This window comes from Chitinophaga flava, assembly GCF_003308995.1.
Classification (GTDB): domain Bacteria; phylum Bacteroidota; class Bacteroidia; order Chitinophagales; family Chitinophagaceae; genus Chitinophaga; species Chitinophaga flava.
Map to the genome: position 1 here is coordinate 1162164 of NZ_QFFJ01000001.1, position 19290 is coordinate 1181453.

General features: G+C 47.8%; 17 protein-coding genes and 1 tRNA gene. 14 read left to right on the forward strand and 4 right to left on the reverse strand.

What is annotated here, in order from left to right; genetic code table 11:
• Positions 1 to 28: 28 nt before the first annotated feature.
• Both DF182_RS04505 and DF182_RS04510 read left to right on the forward strand, forming a co-directional pair.
• Positions 29 to 484 (forward strand): carboxymuconolactone decarboxylase family protein, encoded by a 456-nt coding sequence (locus tag DF182_RS04505; protein WP_245957370.1) that lies wholly within the window; start codon positions 29 to 31, stop codon positions 482 to 484.
• The gene (locus tag DF182_RS04510) at positions 471 to 905 is read left to right on the forward strand and encodes a GNAT family N-acetyltransferase (RefSeq protein WP_113614473.1); all 435 of its coding nucleotides are present in this window, start codon (positions 471 to 473) and stop codon (positions 903 to 905) included. Before DF182_RS04505 ends, DF182_RS04510 begins: the two co-directional genes overlap by 14 nt.
• 57 nt (positions 906 to 962) lie before the next feature.
• On the opposite strand, the gene DF182_RS04515 is transcribed toward DF182_RS04510, so the two are convergent.
• Entirely contained in the window at positions 963 to 2168 is a 1206-nt protein-coding gene (locus DF182_RS04515) for a hypothetical protein (protein ID WP_113614474.1), read from the reverse strand.
• A 469-nt stretch (positions 2169 to 2637) separates the two neighbouring features.
• Here DF182_RS04515 and DF182_RS04520 point away from each other — a divergent pair.
• The 4 genes from DF182_RS04520 (at position 2638) to DF182_RS04535 (ending at position 8846) form a co-directional block, all read left to right on the forward strand.
• Positions 2638 to 2711, forward strand: a tRNA-His gene (locus DF182_RS04520).
• Positions 2712 to 2829: 118 nt separating this feature from the next.
• Complete coding sequence (locus DF182_RS04525; protein ID WP_113614475.1) at positions 2830 to 3387, forward strand: DUF445 domain-containing protein; 558 nt, start codon at positions 2830 to 2832, stop codon at positions 3385 to 3387.
• A 230-nt stretch (positions 3388 to 3617) separates the two neighbouring features.
• The gene (locus tag DF182_RS04530) at positions 3618 to 6200 is read left to right on the forward strand and encodes an outer membrane beta-barrel family protein (protein ID WP_113614476.1); all 2583 of its coding nucleotides are present in this window, start codon (positions 3618 to 3620) and stop codon (positions 6198 to 6200) included.
• Positions 6201 to 6365: 165 nt separating this feature from the next.
• Complete coding sequence (locus tag DF182_RS04535) at positions 6366 to 8846, forward strand: TonB-dependent receptor (RefSeq protein ID WP_161964050.1); 2481 nt, start codon at positions 6366 to 6368, stop codon at positions 8844 to 8846.
• 105 nt (positions 8847 to 8951) lie between these two features.
• On the opposite strand, the gene DF182_RS04540 is transcribed toward DF182_RS04535, so the two are convergent.
• Positions 8952 to 9605 carry a protein-L-isoaspartate(D-aspartate) O-methyltransferase gene (locus DF182_RS04540; protein ID WP_113614478.1) on the reverse strand — a complete coding sequence of 218 codons (654 nt, stop codon included), beginning with the start codon at positions 9603 to 9605 and terminating at the stop codon, positions 8952 to 8954.
• Between the two features lie 124 nt (positions 9606 to 9729).
• On the opposite strand from DF182_RS04540, the gene DF182_RS04545 reads away from it, so the two are divergent.
• On the forward strand, positions 9730 to 11454 hold the full coding sequence (locus tag DF182_RS04545) for a phospho-sugar mutase (RefSeq protein ID WP_113614479.1): 1725 nt from the start codon (positions 9730 to 9732) through the stop codon (positions 11452 to 11454).
• Here the strand turns inward: DF182_RS04545 and DF182_RS32095 are convergent.
• Complete coding sequence (locus DF182_RS32095; RefSeq protein WP_147243345.1) at positions 11346 to 11774, reverse strand: hypothetical protein; 429 nt, start codon at positions 11772 to 11774, stop codon at positions 11346 to 11348. The two genes, DF182_RS04545 and DF182_RS32095, sit on opposite strands and share 109 nt — an antisense overlap.
• Here DF182_RS32095 and DF182_RS04550 point away from each other — a divergent pair.
• Complete coding sequence (locus DF182_RS04550) at positions 11757 to 12458, forward strand: DUF2279 domain-containing protein (protein ID WP_113614480.1); 702 nt, start codon at positions 11757 to 11759, stop codon at positions 12456 to 12458. The two genes, DF182_RS32095 and DF182_RS04550, sit on opposite strands and share 18 nt — an antisense overlap.
• 6 nt (positions 12459 to 12464) lie before the next feature.
• Here the strand turns inward: DF182_RS04550 and DF182_RS04555 are convergent, their stop codons facing one another.
• Entirely contained in the window at positions 12465 to 12962 is a 498-nt protein-coding gene (locus DF182_RS04555) for a phosphoribosyltransferase family protein (RefSeq protein ID WP_113614481.1), read from the reverse strand.
• Positions 12963 to 13071: 109 nt separating this feature from the next.
• Between DF182_RS04555 and DF182_RS04560 the strand changes: the two genes are divergently transcribed.
• From DF182_RS04560 to lptE, 6 genes are all read left to right on the forward strand, one after another.
• Positions 13072 to 14394 (forward strand): (Fe-S)-binding protein, encoded by a 1323-nt coding sequence (locus DF182_RS04560; protein WP_113614482.1) that lies wholly within the window; start codon positions 13072 to 13074, stop codon positions 14392 to 14394.
• Positions 14395 to 14421: 27 nt separating this feature from the next.
• The gene (locus DF182_RS04565) at positions 14422 to 15201 is read left to right on the forward strand and encodes a (Fe-S)-binding protein (RefSeq protein WP_113614483.1); all 780 of its coding nucleotides are present in this window, start codon (positions 14422 to 14424) and stop codon (positions 15199 to 15201) included.
• 78 nt (positions 15202 to 15279) lie between these two features.
• The gene (locus tag DF182_RS04570; RefSeq protein ID WP_113614484.1) at positions 15280 to 15777 is read left to right on the forward strand and encodes a hypothetical protein; all 498 of its coding nucleotides are present in this window, start codon (positions 15280 to 15282) and stop codon (positions 15775 to 15777) included.
• A gap of 148 nt (positions 15778 to 15925) precedes the next feature.
• Positions 15926 to 17338 (forward strand): tRNA (N6-isopentenyl adenosine(37)-C2)-methylthiotransferase MiaB, encoded by a 1413-nt coding sequence (gene miaB / locus DF182_RS04575; RefSeq protein ID WP_113614485.1) that lies wholly within the window; start codon positions 15926 to 15928, stop codon positions 17336 to 17338.
• A 54-nt stretch (positions 17339 to 17392) separates the two neighbouring features.
• Positions 17393 to 18640: a sigma-54 interaction domain-containing protein gene (locus tag DF182_RS04580; protein ID WP_113614486.1), complete on the forward strand. Its 1248-nt coding sequence runs from the start codon at positions 17393 to 17395 to the stop codon at positions 18638 to 18640.
• A gap of 16 nt (positions 18641 to 18656) precedes the next feature.
• Positions 18657 to 19178, forward strand: coding sequence for an LPS assembly lipoprotein LptE (gene lptE / locus DF182_RS04585; RefSeq protein WP_113614487.1), 522 nt, complete (start codon positions 18657 to 18659; stop codon positions 19176 to 19178).
• The last annotated feature ends 112 nt before the right edge of the window (positions 19179 to 19290 follow it).

The following is a 19290-nucleotide window of genomic DNA, read 5'->3' on the forward strand; positions in this document are numbered from 1 at the left end:
AAAAATAATGATGAAAACCAGATTTCTCATGAAACATGTGCAGCCGGCGGCATTCAGCGCTATGATGGCCATGGAAAAATATGTTGTTTCCACGGATATAGACCCGTTGCATAAAGAGCTGATCAGGGTACGGGCCTCGCAGCTCAACGGCTGCGCCTATTGCCTCGACATCCATGCACAGGACGCCCGCAAGCTGGGTGAAACAGAACAGCGGCTTTATCTGCTGAGTGCCTGGCGGGAATCGCCGCAGTTTACCGATGCAGAAAGAATCATCCTGGCTATGACCGAAGAGGTGACATTAATTCATCAGGGAGGGCTTACAGATGGAACTTATGAAAAAGCGGTAACACACTTTGGCCTGGAAGTCACCGCCCAGCTTATTATGAACATTATCACCATTAATGCCTGGAACCGTATCGGTATTTCTTCCCGGCGGATACCTGGCGAACATCATCAAATACACAAAACAGATGCGAACAGTTAAAATAGCGTTGACAGACGAAGCGATACTGGCCTGCAGGGATGTGATCCTGACATTGCGGCCACATGTAGATCCGGAGCAACTATTGACACAGATCAGGGAGATGCAGCAGGAAGGATACCGGTTATTGTATCTGACTGCAGATGAAGATCCTGCCCGGGTTGTGGCTTTTGCGGGTTACCGGCACAAACATACTCTTCATAGTGGCAGGTTTATCTATATCGATGATCTGGCCACTTTACCGGAATACCGGGCGAAGGGTTATGCCAGCCTGTTGTTGTATCATATCCGGGAGATAGCGAGGGAGGAAGGTTTTTCCGCTGTAACGCTGGACTCGGGCCATGGTCTGTGGCCGGCACACCGGTTGTATCACGAACAGGGCTTTTATATTTCAGCGCATCATTTTACGCAGAAGATATCATAAAAAAAAAGCGAAGACGGAATCCGTCTTCGCTATATAAAAAACATCACAACAATAAAACTATTCTTTCACCTTATTGAGGAAGAAAGATAGCTTAAACAACAGTTCATCCTGAAGGCCTGCTCTCAGCTTGGCTTCGTCGTCGGTGATACCCAAACGACGCAGCCGTTGATAATATACATAGGAACCACCTATCAGTTCAAGGCATTCCTGTATTTTGCGTTGTACTTCTGCTTCTTTGGTACGTTTCTCGTATTCTTTTTTGGTGAGGATTTTATCTACAAAGTAGAAATTGTCTTTATCCTCTACCCATTTGTTGCCTTCGCGGTGCTGTGGTTTATATACTTCCAGATAACAATTGTCCAGTTTCAGCACATTACCGAATTCGGCTCGTATATCTATCACCGTTGGTTTTTCTGCGGACGGGTTGGCCAGGCGTTTTTTGATATGATTGCTGATCTCTACGCCCAGTTCATCGCTGCTCATCAGTATCTGGTTCAGTTCAGAGAATTCCAGGCCGATGGTGATGCGGGTATATCCCCTGCCGCTTTTGATTTTACCAAACAGGCTTGGAGTAGTATTTTCATCGAAGATAATATCTTCTACCTGTACTTTGGTGATTGTTTTATAATCTGGCTTATATCCTTCTTCTGACGGAGTGGGCCGTTTGTTGACCAGCCGGGCTGTTTCCTGGCGCCGGGTGTGCTGGATGTAGTCGTCAATAAACCGCAGCTCATGTTTTTTCAGCTTGGTATATAACTCATTGGCGGAGTAATTGTTCATTTTACTCAGCAGGGCGAGGTCATTCCAGCTGTGGAAGTGCTGCATTTTCTTCAGTTCTTCCAGAATATCGGAGGCCTCCATGTTGCGGCGGTAATAAAGTTCCCCTACCAGGAACAGGGCATATTCCTGTACCGGGTAGCCCAGTTCGGGCAGTACGTCATACGGACTGCGTTTCTGATCACGGGCATGTTCCAGCAGGTCGATATCTGACATAACAGGTGCCAGCAGATATTTACGGGCGGCAGACCGTAGTTTTTTACTTACATAATCCAGCAGCTGGTCATTCACCTGGCTGTGATGTACAAAATCGTGCAGGATCTGTACAAAACGGCGGGATGTCGGTAATCCGAACTGCGTGAGAATATCATTTTCCAGATCCAGCACGTCCTCGCCTCCAGGCTCCTCATTGCCAGGTTTTACCCGTTGGTCCATTTGCCGGTAACGTTGATAATACTCCTGTAACTTCAGTTTAAGCTGATCCATAATATATATATGATTAATAATTAAACACTTTTAAAACGATGACATTTTAAGGGGGGATTGTCATTTTTTTCTCCGGGCTAACAAATCTTTCCCCTATGGTCAGAGAAATGCCTGAAATCAGGTATTCTGTGATGCCATCAGCCAAACATCCTACTGATTTTCAATAACTTGTAAAAATGGGAATTATAATGGGAAGTGCGCAAAGATACGTTTTTTGGTATAGTGCACCAAACGATGGGAGATCTAAAAAAAGAAAAATACGGCTTACACATTACAGTATAAAAACAAGCGAAACCCGCATCAGATATATCTTTCTGAGAATCATCTCACTCGCTTCTTTTTTGATATATGTAACTTTTTGAAAAAATTTTTTGAAAAGAATTTGGAAGTTTAAAAAGCTTTGTGTTATCTTTGCACTCCCAACAACGAAATAACACACACACAAACACACGTTGAAGGGACACAAACGGTGGTTGTAGCTCAGTTGGTTAGAGCATCAGATTGTGGTTCTGAGGGTCGGGGGTTCGAGACCCCTCATCCACCCGAAAATGAAAAAGGCTTCTTAACAGAAGCCTTTTTTCGTTTTTATCATTATCAATTCCTTACACTAAAATTCGAGCAGGCTAACTATCTTAGCGGCATCAAAAAATAGTCCTCATCAATGTGTATCATCTTTATTCCCATTATAACTGCTTTCCTGGGTTGGCTCATAAATACAATCGCTGTTAATATTCTTTTCACCCGTATCCTGCCTGCCAAAAAACAGGAACTGGCCAAAAAACTGGGCGCCTTCGCCGGCAATCAGCTTTTTTCCTTCGAAACCATCAAAACCAAACTCACTGACCCCGAAAAAATCAAAAGCATCATTCCCTTAGTGGAAGCACACCTCGATACCTTCCTCCGGGAAAAACTGCCCAAAGCCATGCCCGTACTATCCATGTTCATCGGCGACAGCATCGTGAACCAGATCAAATCACACCTGGTAGCCGAACTGGATACCCTCTTCCCGGTCATGATTAACCAATACCTGAATAACGTAGAAAAAGATCTCGACCTCGAAAAAATAGTGTCTGAGAAAATAAGCAGCATTTCCTCCGAACAACTGCAAACCATCAGTCAGCAGTTCCTGCACCGCGAAATGCGCATGTTTAAGCTCCTGGGAGCCTTTACAGGACTCGTTAGCGGCATTGTAGCAGTTGCTGCTATGTGTTGCCGCTAAACCGCTTCTATCATCATAAAAACAATCTGACTCTATCTAAAAACACCTCAGGAACATCTGCATCATACATGCATCAACGTTTCTGTTAACTACTGTTAAGACCTTCTACGGGTCTTTTTGATGATTTCCTGCGGGAAAAAATCCACTCATCACAATATCCGACCATTCACCCTCACTCCCCGATACTTTTGCTGTAATCTGACACAGAGTCCGGAGAAAAAAACACGAGGATGAAAAAACGCTACCTGTTTCTTGCAGGCATTTTAATGTGGCAAATACAGACCTTTGCCCAGGCTCCTGCAAACGGAAGACCATCAGCCGCGCAAAACGCGCCCAATGGGAAAAACCGACCTGATATGCCTCAAATAGGCAGACTTTACGGTAAACTCATCGATGCTTCCAACGGCAAACCCATTCCTTACGCCTCCGTAGCCCTGCTGCGGCAACGTGACTCCTCCGTGGTAACCGGCATGCTCACCAAAACAAACGGCGAATTTAACCTGGAAGGCCTCCCTTTCGGCCCTTTAATTGTCCGCATCAACTTCATGGGCTATACCGGACTGCAGAAAAAATTGACCATCACACCACAGACCATCGAACAGGACCTGGGCAACATTAAAATGCAGCCCAACGTGAAAACACTGCAAAGCGTGGAAATAACCGGTCAGAAAAGCGCCTTTACCATGGGCATCGACAAAAAGGTGTTCAACGTAGACCGTAACCTCACCAGCGTAGGCGGCACGGCCACCGACGTACTCAAAAATATTCCTTCCGTCAACGTGGACCTCGACGGCAACGTCAGCGTACGCAATGCGGCTCCCAACATCTTTGTAGACGGCAAACCCTCTACCCTCACCCTCGACCAGATCCCCGCAGACGCCATCGAAAGCGTGGAACTGGTTACCAATCCCTCCGCACGATATGACGCGGAAGGCATGTCCGGTATCCTCAACATTGTACTCAAGAAAAACAAAAAAGCCGGCTTTAACGGCTCCGTACAAGGCGGTATCGGTACCGGCAACAAATACAACGGCGGTGGCAATATCAACATCCGCCAGGGTAAATTCAATGTGTTTGCCAACTACAACATCAACGCCAACCAAACCTGGGGCGAAGGCACTACTTCCCGCAGCAACTTCAGAAGCGGCGCCGTGGCCGACACCAACTACCTGCTGCAAAACAGCAACAGCAAAAGCAAACCGCTGTTCCAGTTTGGCCGCTTCGGTCTCGACTACTCCCTGGACAACCGCAATACCATCTCCCTGTCACAAAATATTGTAGCTGGTAACTTCAACAACTATGAAGACCTGCTCAGCACTTTTTCTGACACACATCATAACATCACTGGTAAAAGTGATCGCCAGAACAATAACAAGTTCGGCTTCCACAACTATACCACCGCACTGGGTTTTAAGCATACATATGCCAAACCCAACAAAGAATGGTCTGCCGATTTTAACTACAACAGAAGCACCAACAACCGCAACGGTGACTACATCACCCAGGCTCTGAATCCCCAGGGTATTGCATTAGGACAGCCGATGTTCCAGACCAACAATACAGCCGGCAAAACCACTTTCATCACCATACAAACAGATTACACCAATCCGGTAGGTAAAAACGGTAAACTGGAAGCTGGCGCTAAAGTCACGCTGCGCGACTATACCAGCGATTATGAGGTATTCGATAAAGACACCCTCAACAATGCGATGGTGCCTAATACCATGCTGTCTACCGCCTACAAATACAACGAAGAGATTTATGCCGGCTACGCCAATTTCTCCAATACCATGGGCAATTTTGGCTACCAGGCAGGTCTGCGTGTCGAACAATACGTATATGCCGGAGAAAACCAGGGCGTTCATTACAAGCCTACCAAAGCTGTTCCCGGTTTCTTCCCCAGCATATATCTCTCCCAGAAACTGAAGAAAGATCAGGAGCTGCAACTTAATTACTCCCGCCGGGTAAACAGGCCCAACTTCTTCCAGCTGATCCCCTATCGCGACTACAGCGATCCGCAGAACCAGCGGGAAGGCAATCCCAACCTGAAGCCGGAGTATACCAACAGTATGGAGTTTTCCTATGTGAAAAACTGGAAAAACAGTAACCTCCTCGCCAGCGTTTATTTCCGTAATACCAACAATATGATCTCCACCATTACCACGCCTATTGGTGCAGACACACTGTTGACACAGTTTATCAACGCCAACAGAAGCAACTCCTACGGTGCCGAGATCACCATGAAAAATCAGGTGGTAAAGGGATGGGACCTCACTTCCAATGTGAACCTGTACCAGACCGATATGAAAGTCAGCACCAAAGACCAGCATTTCAACAACAGTGGTTTCAGCTGGCTGGCGAAGATCAATTCAGAAACAAAACTGCCGGCTAATTTCACCGTACAGATCAGCGGTACTTATCAGGCGCCTACCATTGCACTGCCCTCTTCCGGCGGTGGAGGCGGTGGTGGTGGCCGCGGTGGCGGAGGCGGTGGTTTCATGATGATACCCAGCTCCTCACAAGGTACTATCAAAGGTTTCAGCACTGTAGATGTAGCCGTCCGCAAAGACTTCCTGAAAAATAAAGCGGCATCGCTCACCCTCAGCCTGTCTGATGTTTTCAACACCCGTCAGTATGAGCTGAACCAGGCCACACCAGCTTTTACACAGGATTATATCCGTAAAAGAGAATCCCGTATCCTGAAGCTCAACTTCAGCTACCGCTTTGGTAAGTTTGATACAGCCTTGTTCAAAAAGAAAAAATCACAAAACAACAACGACATGCAGATGGGTGACCCTATGCAGAGTTTCTAAGGTATAAAAGAAGGTGAATGCAAAACCAGGCCGGCAGCAAGCGCTAATGCGCACTGCCGGCTATCTTTTTGAATAGACCATTCATCCCAATTAGAGAACATTTTAAAGTGTGTCTGTTACTTTTATAACCAGATCAGCCAGATTTAACGGATGCTAACATTACGGATGCTAAGATTTCTTTCAGGGGCAGCCCTGCTATGCCTCGCCTTGTCTAACCTGAACGCACAAACGCCGGAATCCACTCCTGTGAAAGTAACCGGTAAAGTAGCGGATGCAGTCAACGGGAAACCCGTGGAATATGCCTCCGTGGTATTACTGCAGCAAACCGATTCTTCTATGGTCACCGGCATGTACACCACACCGGCGGGCACCTTCGCCTTCAACAGTGTTGTACCGGGCATATATGTGCTCCGTATCACTTTTATGGGCTATGACAAACTGGAAAAAGCCATCCGGGTAACAGCCGGCAAAAATGCTTTTGCCGGTACCCTGCATCTGCAGGCAGCTGGTAAAGTGCTGAATGCAGTAGAGATAAAAGCGGAAAAACCCGCCTTCTCCATGCAGATAGACCGCCAGGTGTTTGATGCCGGCAGCATGATCAATGCAGAAGGCGGTACCGGTACCGATATTCTCAAAAACATACCCAGCGTAGATGTAGATATAGACGACAACGTAACCCTTCGGGGCAAAAGTGTTACCATCTACGTGGATGGCAAACCCTCTCCTTTTGGTGATGCTAAAACAGCCCTGCAGATGATTCCGGCAGAAAGTATCGACCGCGTGGAAGTGATCAACAACCCTTCTGCCAAATTCGAAGCCCAGGGCGGTGGAGGCATTATCAATATCGTTCTGAAAAAAGATAAAGCTATCGGCTACAACGTGATGTTTAACGCCGGTGTGGCTACCCGCGGACAGGTCAACGGTAGCGCCAACGCCAGCCTGCGTATGCGCCGCTTCAACTTCTTCGGCAACTACAACGGCCGCTACGAATCCATCGGCGGCAGCGGATACAGCTCCCGGCAAAACCTCGTTCCCGACAGCAGCCACACCACCTTTTTCTCCCAGGACAGCCGTAACAACAACCGCAATGGCAACAACGGCGGCCGCTTCGGCTTCGACTATTTCCTCGATGACCACAATACCTTCACCATCGCAGAAGGTATCAACCATAACTTCGGCAAAAACGAAGACAATATCTTCCTGAATTATCTCAATGAAAACCACGAAACCATCCGCGACGGCAACCGCAACAATACCAGCCGCAACGATGGTTATAACAACAATACCAGCCTGAACTACAAACATACTTTCAGGAAGCCCAACCAGGAGCTGACTGCCTATGTCAGCTACAGTGGCAACCGTTCTGCCAGCAACAGCGACTACCACACCCAGTACCGCAAAGCAGGTGTTGATACGCTCGCTAATCCCAACTGGCAGCAGAATACCGGCAAAAATGGCAACCGCTTCTGGAACATACAGTCAGACTATACCATGCCTTTCGGCAAAAAAGGCAAGCTGGAAGCCGGCGTCAAAAGCACCCTGCGGCATATCAGTAACGACTATACGGCCATGCTCTACAACTGGGACCTCCAGACATTCAGAAAAAGTAATCAGCTGTCCAACCAGTACGATTACGAAGAAGATATTCATGCGGGCTACCTCAACTTTGCCAATGCCTTTGGTAATCTGGGCTACCAGGTAGGTATCAGGGCCGAACAGTCCTATCTTAAAGGTTATTCCTTTACCCGGGACACAACGGTAGACAACAAATTCTTCAACCTGTTTCCCAGCATGTTCCTTAAATACAACATGCCTAAAAACCAGAACCAGAGCCTGGTATTCAACTATTCCACCCGTATAGACCGGCCCAACTTTGATCAACTGCTGCCCTACTTCAACAACTCCGATCCGCAGAACATCCGTATTGGCAATCCCGAGCTGAAACCGGCGTTGTCGCATAAGTTTGAAATGAGTTATTCCGTCTATTATCCTAAGTCCAACAACTATTTCAGCACCAGTACCTACTATGCGCAGACCAACGACAATATAGACCGTATCAGTACCCTGGACACTGTTACCGGCGTCACTACCACCAAACCCATGAACCTCGCCACCCAGCAAAATATCGGAGGCAATGTATCGTACAGCCTTAATCTGTTTAAATGGTGGAAAGTGAATGCCAACCTGAACCTGGAGTATAACAAACTCACCAGTGTTACTGTCAGCAATGAAAATTTCAGCTATGGACTCAATGCCAACACACAGTTCCGCCTGCCTTCCCGGTACAGTATCGAGTTGAGTGGTCATTACCGTTCGCCACGGATACAGCCGCAGGGCACCTTCCGGGCTATGAACGGCATAGACCTGGGTGTAAGGAAGGAAGTACTGAAAAATAAGGCGCTGGTGATTGCCCTCAATATTTCAGACCTGCTGAATACACAGCAGTACAGTTCCCATTATGAAACACCGGTGTTTATTCAGGATTATGAGCGTAAGCGTGCCACCCGTTTCATCCGTATTAATGTGCGGTACCGCTTTGGTAAAATGGACCCTAATCTGTTTAAGAAAAAGAAAGTGCAGCCCGAAGAAGAAGAGAAGCAGGAAGAGAAAGAAGAGGAAAAACCTAAAGAAAAAGGAAGGTTGTAATCAACTAACATAAAATGCGAAGCCCCTGCTGACAATTGATCAACAGGGGCTTTCGCTATATATCCGCCCATCAGGCACATTGTTGACATATATACTGCATCACTGTTACTGTTTGCCCGCGAGCATCGGCACAAAGGAAAAGTTATCAAACAGTTCCTGTTCAGTTTCAGTGTCGCTTACTTTGGTGATGCGCAGCATCCGTTGTACTTCCTGGCCTCCCACAGGGATCACCATTTTACCTCCGATTTTCAGCTGTTGTAACAGCTTTTCGGGGATATGCGGAGCGGCGGCAGTCACCAGCACCTTATCGAAAGGCGCATAGGAAGGCAGTCCTTCATAGCCATCGCCATAGAAGAGGCGCAGGTTGGGATATTTACTTTTGAAAGGAAAGGCTTTCACCTGGTCGAACAGCCGTTTCTGGCGTTCGATGGAAAACACGTTCATCTTCAGCTCTGCCAGGACACAGGCCTGGTAGCCACTGCCCGTACCAATTTCCAGTATTTTCTCGTACGGCCTGGGTTCAAGCAGCTGGGTTTGATAGGCCACCGTATAAGGCTGTGAAATCGTTTGTCCTTCTCCGATAGGGAAGGCTCTGTCATCATATGCAATGCTCTCGAAAGCCGTATCAAGGAAGAAGTGCCGGGGGATGTTATTAATAGCCGCCAACACATTTTCATCTGTAATACCTTTCTGACGGATACTATCAACTAGCTGTTTGCGTAATCCTTTTTGTTTATAAGTATCTTCATACCGCCTCATAATGCAAAATTAACCAATACCTACGATTTTCAATGAATTTGCCTTGCCGGAATTTCCCACATTCGTTTTTTTATTTTTACTTTACAGTCCATTTGGGCATCCAGCCCGGAAAAAGAACACGATTATGGATATAAATATTCAAAACAGAGTATCGCAATGGCTTAACGGTAACTATGACGCCGAAACAGTGGCCACGCTGAAAAAGATGCAGGAAGGTAACCCCGATGACCTCAATGATGCTTTTTATCGTAATCTCGAGTTTGGTACTGGTGGATTAAGAGGAATTATGGGCGTAGGTACCAACCGTATGAACAAATATACTGTCGGGATGGCCACCCAGGGCTTTGCCAACTACCTGAAACAGACCTTTAGCGGAGAAGTGAAGGTAGCCATCGCCCATGACAGCCGCAACAATTCCCGCTTTTTTGCGGAAACAGTGGCCAATGTATTTGCTGCCAACGGCATCAAAGTATTTCTGTTTGAAAGCCTCCGCCCGACGCCGGAGCTCTCTTTCACCATCCGCCATCTGCAATGCCAGGGCGGCGTGGTACTCACCGCCTCTCACAACCCCAAAGAATACAACGGCTACAAAGCCTACTGGAACGATGGGGCACAGCTGATTCCTCCCCACGATAAAAATGTAATCCGGGAAGTGGAAAACATCTCCTCCCCCGACGAAGTGAAATGGAGCGGCGGAGAAGCCAATATCACCCTCATCGGTAAAGAAGTAGACGAAGCCTACCTCAGGGAACTGCAAAGCCTGTCTATCAATCCCGATATTATCAAACAACAGCACGACCTTAAAATCGTTTATACGCCTATCCATGGCACCGGTATCACCATGGTACCGGAAATACTGCAGCGCTTCGGCTTCACCAATGTCAACATTGTGGAAGAACAGTCTACACCCGATGGTAACTTCCCCACCGTTGTGTATCCCAACCCCGAAGAGTCTGAAGCCATGAACCTGGGCCTTAAAAAAGCCAAAGAACTCGACGCTGATATCCTCCTGGGTACCGACCCTGACTCTGACCGTGTAGGCATTGCCGTTAAAGACCTGAAAGGCCAGTGGGTACTGCTCAACGGTAACCAGACCGGCGTACTGCTGTTCAACTACATCGTGGAAGGCCGCCGTCGCAAAGGCTTACAACGCCCCAGCGACTTTATCGCCAAAACCGTGGTAACCTCCGATCTGATCGATGTATTTGCGGCCCAAAACGATATCAACTGCTATAACACCCTCACCGGTTTTAAATGGATCGCAGACCTCATCCGCCGCAAAGAACCTAACGAAACCTTTGTATGTGGCGGTGAAGAGTCTTACGGCTATATGATCGGCAACAATGTCCGTGATAAAGACGCTGTTTCCTCTGTGGCCATGATCTGCGAAATGGCGGCCTATGCACGCAGCCAGGGCAAATCCCTGTTTGAGCTGCTGGTCAACATTTACATGCAATACGGCTACTATAAAGAACACCTGATCTCCATCACCAAAAAAGGTATGAAAGGAGCAGAGGAAATAGCAGAGATGATGCGCGGCTACCGCGAAAACTCACCCGCTACCATCAATGGTTCTCCGGTAGTGACCCTGTATGATTACCAGCTACAACAGATAAAAGACATCAAAACAGGTGAAATCAAAGCGCTGGATCTGCCCAAATCCAACGTGCTGCAGTTTGTGCTGGCCGACGGTAGCAAAATATCCGCCCGTCCTTCCGGTACCGAACCCAAGATCAAATTTTACTTCAGCGTTAATGCGCCGCTCAATGGCGCTTCCAGCTTTGATGCCGTAACTGCCGATCTCGATAAAAAGATCGAAGGCATCATCGCGGATATGCACCTGAAATAATAAAATACCTTTTTATCATAACTGAAAAAAAGAATACTGCCCAGACAACCCTTCTCCTCCATAGGAGAAGGGTTCTGCCGGGACTCATTCTTCTCCTGCTGATTACCCTGAGTGCACCAGCCCAGCAAAAGGCCTCCTTTTTCTCCCTGCCTGATACCACTATCAGGGAAAGGGTATGGATACTTTCCGGTGCTACCGCAGCCATCTATGGCAGCGGACTGGCCGTACTCAACAGTGCCTGGTACAAAGGTTATCCCCGCTCCTCTTTTCACTTCTTCAACGATGCCGGCGAATGGAACCAGATGGATAAGGCCGGACATATATTCAGTGCTTACTTCGAAGGGAAATACAGCCGCGAAATGTGGCGCTGGTCGGGACTGCCACGCAAACAACAAATATGGATCGGTGGCCTTAGCGGCTTCACCTATCAGTCTGTAATAGAAGTACTGGACGGCTTTTCGGAAGAATGGGGCTTCTCCTGGAGTGATATGGGTGCCAATGCCATTGGATCTGCACTACTCATCAGTCAGGAACTGGCCTGGGATGAGCAACGCATCCAGCTTAAGTTTTCAACACATCCTGCCACCTACCCGGAAGGCATACTGGATGACAAAGCCAGGCAGCTTTTTGGACAGTCTTTCCCCGCCAGGGCTCTGAAGGATTATAATGCCCAAACCTACTGGGCTTCTGTCAACCTGTATTCTTTCAATAAAAACACCTGGCTGCCCCGCTGGCTCAATATAGCAGTAGGATATGGAGCAGACGGAATGTACGGTGGCCGCGATAACACCTGGACAGACGCACATGGCGTAAAATACGATTATAGCGGTATCCCCCGTATCCGGCAGTTTTATCTCTCACCGGATATCGACTTCACCAAAATACGCAGCCGTAAAAAAGGCATCAGGGTATTATTCCAGGTATTGAATATGATGAAATTTCCTGCCCCTACCCTGGAGATCAATTCACTGGGCAAGGTAAAGCTGCATGCAATATATTTTTAACGGATACTATTTCAGGTAGGCAGATATGATCTGTTCGCCGCTCATCTCTACCAATACCATTTCCTGTAAGGTGGTGGCCAGGGAATAACCTACGAAATCTACTGATAAAGGAAAGGATTTGTGTCTGCGGTCTACCAGCACAGCAGTCTGGATTTTCTGGGGAAGATAGGCCAGCAGCGGCTTCAGCGCATACAGCATGGTACGGCCTGAATTGGCTACATCATCTACCACTACTACAACCTTATCATTAAAATCAATATCTTCAGAAACCTTTACTTCACCTGGATGTTGTTTGTCCAGATGCAGGGATATGATCCGTGTTTTCAACGGAGAAATCTGTTCGAGCACAGCTGCTATCTTTCTGGCCACAATAACGCCTCTGTCCCAGATGCCGGCAAGAATGATTTCCGTGCCATCGCTGTTCAGCTCATAGATCTCATAGGCGATGCGCTCTATTTTCTTTTGGATGATATCCTGTGTAAGAATAATGTTCCTGCTTTCCATAGTCGCAAAAATAAGAAGTTCGTTTGTAGGAAGATGCTTTTGATAAAAATTTCCCTGCTAAAAGCGGAGAGCTAAAAAAAACATAAATTAGGGAGTCAAATCCAAGATAATGCGAATAGTACAAGAGTTGCTGTTTATTATTGCCTTTAGTGTGGCAGTATACCTATTTTCCACGAAAGTGCGCCAGATAAGGCGGAATATCCTGCTGGGGCGCGATGAAGACCTCAATGACCACCCTGATCTGCGTTGGAAAAATGTTCTGTTACTGGCCTTCGGCCAGAAAAAAATGTTCCGTAACCCGATGGTGGCCGTGCTACACTTTTTCGTGTATGCCGGTTTTATTATCATCAATCTGGAGATCCTGGAGATCATCCTTGATGGGATACTGGGCACCCATCGTGTATTCGTTTCCGTATTGGGATCACTTTATCCCGTACTGATCGGAGCTTTTGAAGTATTGGCCGTACTAGTGATCCTGGGATGTGCCATCTTCCTGATACGCAGAAATATCCTGAAGCTCAGACGCTTTATCAGCAAGGACCTCGACGGATGGCCGCGTTCGGACGCCAACTACATCCTTATTACAGAGATCGTGCTCATGACGCTGTTCCTCACGATGAACACGGCAGATCAGCAGATGCAGCTGAGAGGCAGCGCACATTATGTTACCACCGGCCCTTTCCTGATCACCGGAAGCCTTGCCCCCCTGTTCAGCGGACTGTCCGACGGCACACTGGTTGGACTGGAGCGTGGTGGCTGGTGGCTGCACATACTGGGCGTGCTGGCCTTCCTCAACTATCTTCCCTATTCCAAACACCTGCATATCATACTGGCATTTCCCAATGCCTATTTCGCCAGCCTGGAGCCTATGGGCGAGATGGAAAATATGCCGGCTGTTCAACGGGAAGTACAGCTGATGCTGCAGCCCGAACTGGCTGCCAGCGAACCAGCCCCCGAAGGCATCCCCAAATTCGGCGCCAAAGACGTGTCTGACCTCTCCTGGAAAAACCTCCTGGACGCCTACTCCTGCACCGAATGCGGACGATGCAGCGCAGCCTGCCCGGCCAACCTGACCGGAAAAACGCTGTCTCCCCGTAAAATCATGATGGACACCCGCGACCGCCTCGAGGAAGTAGGCCGTAACATCAATGCCAACGGCACTTTCACGGATGACGGCAAAACATTGCTGCGCAACTACATCACCGAAGAAGAGCTGCGTGCCTGCACCACCTGCAACGCCTGCGTACAGGAATGTCCCGTGAGTATCAGCCCGCTCGATATCATCCTTCAGCTGCGCCGCCATCTGGTAATGGAAGAATCCAGCGCACCCACTGAATGGACCGGTATGTTCAGCAACATAGAAAATAATATGGCCCCCTGGAAGTTCAGCATGGATGACCGCGACAAATGGGCCGAAGAAATGAATCAATAAACAGACAAAAGCTAAAAGCGAACAGCTATGCAGATAAAGACTATGGCAACATATGCCGCCAATGGGGAAACACCGGAAATACTCTTTTGGGTAGGTTGTGCCGGCAGCTTCGATCAGCGCGCGCAAAAGATCACCAAAGCATTTGCCACTATCCTGGATAAAACAGGCGTACAGTTTGCCATCCTCGGCAAAGAAGAAAGCTGTACCGGCGACCCGGCCAGAAGAGCCGGTAATGAATTCATCTTTCAGATGATGGCGCAGAATAATATCCAGCTGCTCAATATGTACGGCGTCAAAAAAATAGTGACCGCCTGCCCCCACTGCTTTAACATTCTCAAAAATGAATATCCCGCACTGGGAGGCAACTATGAAGTCATCCACCACACCACTTTCCTGCAATCACTGATTGATGAAGGAAAGATCAGGATGAAGGAGGGCGGAGCCTTTAAAGGTAAAAAAATCACCTATCACGACTCCTGTTACCTGGGCAGAGGCAATAATATTTATGAAGCACCCCGCAAAGTGCTGGAAACCCTTGATGCAGAACTGGTGGAAATGAAACGCTGCCGCAGTAAAGGGCTGTGTTGTGGTGCCGGTGGTGCACAGATGTTTAAGGAAGAAGAAAAAGGCAACACCCGCATTAATTTTGAGAGAGGCCGGGAAGCTGTAGATACCGGCGCCTCCGTTATCGCCGCCAACTGCCCCTTCTGTATGACCATGCTCACGGATGGTGTAAAGGAGACCGGCAAGGAAGACGAGGTAAAAGTGCTGGATATCGCGGAGCTGATCGCTATGAATATGGAATAAGACACAATAGCGTTGCGGCCTGGCAACCATCATCATCCGGGTGCCGATCGTAACAGGTAATTGATTTAACTTTGCAACATGAACACGAAAGAATTAAACCTCCCTACCGGATTTTCACCGGCTTCCAGGGTGTGGATATATCAGAGCAACAGGCCATTTAATGAACAGGAGGTGTTGGAGATCGATGAACAGCTGCTGCAGTTCACCGAGCAATGGAATGCGCATGGCGCCCCTGTCAAAGGATGGGGTAAAGTGATACTGAACCAGGTAGTGATACTGATCGCAGATGAAACGGATACAACCGTCAGCGGTTGCAGTACCGACAGCTCTGTCCGTATTATCAAAAGCATTGAAAGGCAATATAATGTGAATATGTTTGACCGGTTGCTGCTCGGATTTATTGTAAAAGATAAAGTACAACTGCTCCCGATGGCCCAGTTGTCTTATGCCCTCGAAAAAGGGTTTATCGACGAAAACACCCTTTATCTCAATAATACCGTGCTCACCAAGGCCGACCTGGATAATAAATGGCTGATCCCACTGAAGGAAAGCTGGCTGAGCGCTAAGATTGCGTAAAGACGTTTTCCGCAAGGATAAAAAGTAAAGCAGCAAAGACGCAGGGATGTTGACATCTTTGCGTCTTTGTTGCATTACCCGGTTGCGTGACATTCTGTCATTTTTTCCGTTTTAATGCTTATTTTTGCTCTCCAAAATTTTGTTAGGAATGCTGGATCAGGTTACCAAAGTGCATGATGAAAGCCGCCAGGGAGAAGCTTTTGCTCCCGAAGCGACTGAGAACCAATCATATAGTAAAAAATTCTATATAGAAAGCTATGGTTGTGCGATGAATTTCAATGACAGTGAGATCGTTGCATCCATACTCAACCAGGAAGGTTTTGGCGCCACCCGCGATATAGAGGAGGCCAACCTCATCCTGGTCAATACTTGTTCTATCCGGGAAAAAGCAGAACTGACCGTGCGCAAGCGTCTGACCGAGTTCAACCGGCTCAAAAAGAGTACGCCCGGACTGCTGATAGGTATACTGGGCTGTATGGCAGAGCGCCTGAAAAGCAAACTGCTGGAAGAAGAGAAGCTGGTAGATATGGTAGTAGGTCCGGATGCCTACCGTAGTCTCCCTGCCCTGATTACGGAAGCGGGAACAGGCCAGAAGTCGGTGAATGTGCTCCTGAGCCGGGAAGAGACTTATGGTGATATCAGTCCGGTTAGGCTGGACAACAACGGGGTTACCTCTTTTGTGTCTATCATGCGGGGTTGTAATAATATGTGCACCTTCTGTGTAGTACCTTTCACCCGTGGCCGCGAACGCAGCCGTGATGCGCATTCCATCGTGAGAGAAGCCACCGAACTGTTTGACAACGGTTACCGGGAAGTGACCCTTCTGGGCCAGAACGTAGACTCCTACTACTGGACCAGCGCTGATGACAGCGAAACCGTTACATTTCCCCAGCTGCTTGAAAGAGTAGCCCTCATCAACCCGCTGCTGCGTGTACGTTTCAGCACCTCCCATCCGAAAGACATCACAGATGAAGTGCTCTTCGTCATAGCGAAGTATGAAAACATCTGCAACTATATACACCTTCCAGTACAAAGCGGCAGCACCCGTGTGCTACAGCTGATGAACCGCACCTATACCCGCGAATGGTATATGAAAAAAGTAGAACGTATCCGTGAAATACTTCCTGACTGCGGTCTCTCAACTGACATCATCACAGGATTCTGCACCGAAACGGAAGAAGACCACCAGCAAACCCTCGATATTATGCGGTTTGCTTTTTACGATCTGGCATACATGTACTTCTACTCCGAACGCCCCGGTACCCTGGCTGCACGCCGCTACCAGGACGATATTCCGGAAGATGTCAAAAAAAGAAGACTCGCGGAAGTAGTGGAATTACACCGCCAGCAATCAGAAGCCAATATGAAAAAAGATGTCGGCAAAACCTTCAAGGTGCTCGTAGAAGGCACCTCCAAACGCTCTGATGAACACCTCTTTGGCCGTAATGACCAGAACAAGGTAGTTGTGTTCCCTCGTGAGAACTTCAAAAAGGGCGAATATGTAATGGTGAAGGTAGACAGCTGTACATCCGGAACACTTATAGGAAAGGCAGTACAGTAGCCACCCGCTGCTGCCTGCGCATTTTTGGACCATTAAACAATCGGGTAACCACTTATGGACATACAGGCTATCAAAAACAGGTTTGGCATTATCGGAAACAGTCCCGCATTGAACTACGCACTGCAGGTGGCCGCTCAGGTGGCCAATACAGACCTCACCGTACTCATTAACGGGGAAAGTGGCGTTGGTAAAGAAGTTTTTTCCCAGATCATTCACGCACTGAGTGCTCGTAAACATAATCCCTTTATTGCAGTCAACTGCGGCGCTATTCCCGAAGGTACTATCGACTCCGAACTGTTCGGACACGAAAAAGGCTCCTTCACCGGCGCAGTAGATAGCCGTAAAGGTTATTTCGAAACTGTCAACGGCGGCACCATCTTCCTCGATGAGATCGGGGAAATGCCTCTGGGCACACAAGCCCGCCTGCTGCGTGTACTGGAAACCGGCGAATATATCCGCGTAGGCTCTTCCAAAGTACAGAAAACAGATGTACGCGTAATCGCCGCTACCAACCGCGATCTGCTGGAACGTACCCAGCATGGTAAATTCAGGGAAGACCTGTACTACCGTCTCAATACTGTTCCTATCAGGGTACCGGCGCTGCGCGACAGGAAAGAAGACATTCCCCTGCTGTTCCGTAAATTCTCTGTAGACTTTTCTGAGAAATATAAAACACCATCGATACAGCTGGATGAAGAAGCCCGTCAGGTGCTGGTTAACTATCCCTGGCGTGGTAATGTGCGTGAACTGAAAAATATTGCGGAACAGATCTCTGTGCTGTCATCCGACAAACTGGTGACCTCCAATGATCTGAAACGGTTTCTTCCTGAGATACCGGAGGTGAACCGCCTGCCGATGCTCGCCGCACCACAGCAAACGCCCGGCGCTGCCAACGATTTTGCCAGCGAAAGAGACCTCCTCTACAAACTTTTCTTCGACATGAAAAAAGATGTAACAGAGGTCAAAAAAATGTTCTTCGACATTCTCCAGAATCCAAACATGGCACATGCGCAGGAATACCATCATCCGGAAAATCATGTCCTGCACAGCTACCCTGCCAGCAGTGAAATGACCATGCCGGCACCTGGTATCAACAACCCGCAGCCCATTATTCTGCCGGATAACAAGATTGATCATCATGAAGAAGTGGAAGAAACCCTTTCTATTGCTGACAAGGAAAAAGAACTGATCGTAAAAGCACTGAAGAAACATAAAGGCAAACGTAAAGATGCCGCCCTCGACCTGGGTATTTCTGAAAGAACGCTCTACCGCAAACTGAAAGAATATAACATTGCCGAATAAACGAATTAACAGTAGTATGACCACTAGCATCAGAACATTCATCACCCTGGCCATCATCGCCTTACTGGGTGGGTGCAGTGTACATTATTCCACCACCGGAGCCAGTATAGACCAGGGCGCCAGTACCGTGAATGTACGCTTTATAGAAAACAGGGCACCTATCACCAACCCAACGATTAGTCAGAAAGTCACACAGAAACTGCGTGATAAGGTAACCTCCCAGACCAGGCTTATACAGGTGGGCGACAATGAACCCCGTGCAGATTACGAATTCAGAGGCGCCATCACCGGCTATTCCTTTTCCAATGCTGCCGTTACCAATGTTGACAAGGCCGCCACTTCCCGTTTGAACGTAACCATTAATATTACGTTTATCAAACGTATCGGTGATAAAAAAGGATTCACCCAATCCTTTACCCGTTCAGCCGACTTCCCTGCCAGCCAGCTTCCCAGCTCTGTAGAGAACAATTTGCTGGATAATAACATTATACCTGGTATTGTGGACGATATTTTCAATAGGGCATTTGCAAACTGGTAAGATGATTTGAGTGTTAACTGAATGTTTGACGATGGAAATGGATTAACATATTTTATCGTCAAATATTCAAATAATCAAATCTATAAATAATCAAATTTTATTACATTAGAGG